The organism is Bacteroidales bacterium (assembly GCA_014860585.1).
GTDB lineage: Bacteria > Bacteroidota > Bacteroidia > Bacteroidales > 4484-276 > RZYY01.
In genome coordinates, this window is record JACZJL010000025.1 from 1 (window position 1) to 3,986 (window position 3,986).

Genomic DNA, 3,986 nt, shown 5'->3' on the forward strand with positions numbered 1-3,986 from the left:
AGCAGGCAAGCTCCCGTGGTGACTAAGCCTCGTGAAAACGTCCAGGTGATGCTTTGCACCATCGAGCTAAACCGCAGCCAGCCTATTGCAACCGACCATCGAAGTTCCTCTTTTCTGAAAGACCTGGAGGATTGGGGGAAGATCTGCAATCACATTTACTTGTGGGATTATACGGTTGACTTTGCCCACAGCATCAGCCCTTTTCCCAATTTGCATACCTTGCAGCCTAATATTCAGCTTTTTGTGAATAACCAGGTGAAGGAGCACTTCCAGCAATCGAATACCGGCTCGGGACATGAGTTTTCGGAATTGAAATCTTATATTTTGGCAAAATTGCTTTGGAATCCTGATGCCGATGTAAATGAGATCATCAGAGAATTTACCGACGGGTATTATGGCGCTGCAGGCATTTGGATCAGAAAATATATGGATCACCTTCAGGACGAAATTTTGAATACGGGGGAGTGGCTGGATATTTATGGCCCTCCGACGGATCATCAGCATACGTTTCTTTCGCAGGATAACATGATCGCTTACCATCAATATTTCGACGAAGCAGAAAAGGCAGTGGCCAATGACCCTGCATGTTTATTGCATGTCCGCACTGCGCGGATGCCACTGCAGTATGCCATGATGGAAATTGGCAAAGCTGACATGTTTGGCCCGCGAGGCTGGTACCAGGAAATTGATGGCGATTTTATACCTCGCCGGCAGATGCTCGAAACCCTTGAATCATTTTACCGGACAGGCATTGAATGTAAATCGGCGCCGGTGAACGAATCGGGTCTGACCGTTGAAGAATACTATCATGCTACCAAACGGTTTATTGATGTTCAGGTGAAAGGAAACCTGGCATTTCGTAAAAATGTAACTGCTACTCCACTGCCTGCTGAAAAATACAGTGGAGGCCATCTCTCCTTCCTGACTAACGGTGTGCGTGGCGCCAATGACTACAAGGTTCACTGGTTGGGATGGGAATCCAAAGATTTCTCCCTGCTGCTCGACCTTGAAAATGAAGTGGCAGCAACCTCCATCGAAATCAGCACTTTGTATGATCCCAAGAGTTGGATTTTGCACCCAAAGTCGGTGACATGTATGATTTCAACTGATGGAGTTCACTTTACCACAATCGGCAAACAATTGGTTGAAGGCGATCAGAGAAAAGAGGATGAAGAGGTCAACAGGCTTTTTGCTTTCCAGGTTAAAGATCAAAAATTCCGGTTCGTAAAGTTTGAAATAAAAGGAACCTTGAGGCTCTTCGACTGGCACCCTTCAGCCGGCGGTGGCTCGTGGGTGTTTGTGGATGAGATTGTGGTGAAATGAGCAAATCCTTAAAGTCAAAAAAATGAGACAGCTATTATTTTTTCTGTGCTTATCTCTTGGTTTAAATTCTTTATCCGGCCAACCATACAAAAATTCCGATCTCCCGGTTGATGAACGGGTTAATGACCTCTTATCCCGAATGACGCCAGAGGAAAAATTCTGGCAACTTTTTATGATCCCCGGCGATTTGGGTGAGGACAGGGATAAGTTCAAAACTGGGATTTTTGGCTTTCAGGTGAATACTGTCGGGCAAAATGCAGATGCTACCAGTCAGATGCTCAGCTACAGTGCTGGCAATTCGGCTTACGAAACTGCACAGAAGATCAATGAAATACAGCGTTTTTTCATAGAAAAAAGCCGGCTGGGTATTCCAATCATTCCGTTTGATGAAGCCTTGCACGGACTGGTAAGGTCGGGCGCTACTGCTTTTCCGCAAGCCATCGGGCTGGCGGCTGCCTGGAATCCGGAGTTGATGCACGACATAGCCAAAGCTATTGCTGTAGAGTGCAAATCCCGTGGAATTCGACAAGTGCTTTCGCCAGTGGTCAACATTGCATCGGATGTGCGCTGGGGACGAACTGAAGAAACTTATGGCGAAGACCCTTTTCTGGTTGCTGAAATGGCTGTGGCGTTTGTTTCAGCTTTTGAAAAAATGGGAGTCATTACCACGCCAAAGCATTTCGTGGCCAATGTCGGCGATGGCGGGCGCGACAGCTATCCCATCCACTGGAACGAACGCCTGATGAGGGAAATTTACCTGCCCCCATTTGAAGCATGTTTCAAGCGGGGAGGATCACGCTCGGTGATGACATCCTACAATTCTTATGATGGCTCGCCCTGTACGGCAAATGACTGGCTGCTCAATCAATTGCTGAAGAAAGAATGGGGATTTGAGGGTTTTGTTATTTCTGATGCCGGCGGAACGGGTGGCGCGAATGTGCTTCATTACACGGCCGCCGATTATCCTGATGCTACCGCAACATCCATCCAGGCAGGACTGGATGTAATTTTCCAAACCAGCTACGATCATCACACCCTTTTCTCCCCACCTTTTTATGATGCAACCATTGATGAAAAGGTTATTGATGAAGCTGTTGCACGGGTGTTGAAATTGAAATTTGAGTTGGGTTTATTTGAAAATCCTTATGTTGATCCTGAAGAAGCTGTCAAATGGAACGGACATCCGGATCACCGGCGATTGGCCAGGCAGGCTGCATTGGAATCCATTGTTTTGTTGAAAAATGAGAATCAAATCCTTCCCTTTGCCAGCAATATCAAATCAATCGCAGTAATCGGGCCGGATGCAACAGAAGCGAGGCTTGGAGGCTATAGCGGACCCGGAAATCAAAAAGTAAGTATTCTCGATGGAGTTAAAAACCTGGCAGGCGATGCCGTTGAAGTGAATTATGCGATGGGCTGCACGAGAGAAGTAAAAGAGCACCAGACAATCCCAACAGAATTTTTAATCAGTGAAATTGATGGAACAAGACTTTCCGGATTAAAAGGGGAATACTTTAATAATCTGTCATTTTCGGGTGAGCCGGTTTTTACAAGAAATGACAAGCAAATCCAATTTCAATGGACGCTCTTTGGCCCCGATCCTGAAAAAATGACTTATGATTTCTACTCTGTTCGCTGGAGCGGAAAACTGAAAGCACCGGAAACAGGAACTTTCAGGATCGGGATTGACGGCAACGACGGGTACCGGCTTTACCTTGATGGGAAATTGATTCTTGATAATTGGATAAAACGAACTAAACAAGCCCTACTCACCGATTTCAATTTTGAAAAAGACCGGGAATATGATTTGTTGATTGAATTTTATGAGCCGGTTGGGAATGCATGGTTTCGGCTGGTATGGAATTTTGGTATTGAAAATGACCTGACCGATGAAATCGAAAAAGCAGTGGAATTGACAACATCCAGCGATATGGCACTAGTTGTCGTGGGGATTGAGGAAGGAGAATTTCAGGACAGGGCTTACCTCAATCTTCCCGGTCGGCAGGAAGAGCTGATTAAAATAATTGCTGCAACCGGTAAACCTGTCGTGGTTGTGCTTGCTGGGGGCAGTGCCGTCACAATGAATAACTGGATTGATCAGGTTGGCGCCATCCTGCATGTTTGGTATCCTGGTGAAGAGGGAGGAAATGCTTTAGCTGAAGTGCTTTTTGGGAGTTATAATCCTGCCGGCCGCTTACCCATCACAATCCCTGTTTTTGAAGGGCAGTTGCCTTTGGTTTACAACCACAAGCCCACCGGCAGGGGAGATGATTACATGAACCTGACCGGGCAACCCCTTTTCCCATTTGGCTTTGGCTTAAGCTATACTTCATTTGAATATTCCGGAATTCAACTGGGGAAAAATCCAATTTCTGCAACCGATTCAACTTTCGTCAGTGTCAGTGTGACTAACACCGGTGAAATGGCCGGCGACGAAGTTGTTCAGCTCTATCTTCGTGATGAACTGGCATCGGTAGCCCGTCCGGTGATTGAGTTGAAGGGGTTTCAGCGCATCCGCCTTGAGCCTGGCGAAACCAAAACTGTAACCTTCGAAATCAATCCGGAAATTTTATCTATGTTTGATAAAAGCCTGAACAAAATCGTCGAACCTGGCGACTTTCGGATCATGATAGGGGCATCCTCAAAGGATATTCGTCAAAGAG

At 46.3% G+C, this 3,986-nt stretch carries 2 protein-coding genes; both read left to right on the top strand.

From position 1 onward, the window contains the following. The coding region (locus IH598_02760; protein MBE0637419.1) for a DUF4838 domain-containing protein at nucleotides 1-1,323 on the top strand (1,323 nt) is incomplete at its 5' end. Nucleotides 1,324-1,345: 22 nt separating this feature from the next. After that, nucleotides 1,346-3,986 (top strand): glycoside hydrolase family 3 C-terminal domain-containing protein (locus IH598_02765; protein ID MBE0637420.1); only part of this gene is annotated, 2,641 nt, incomplete at its 3' end.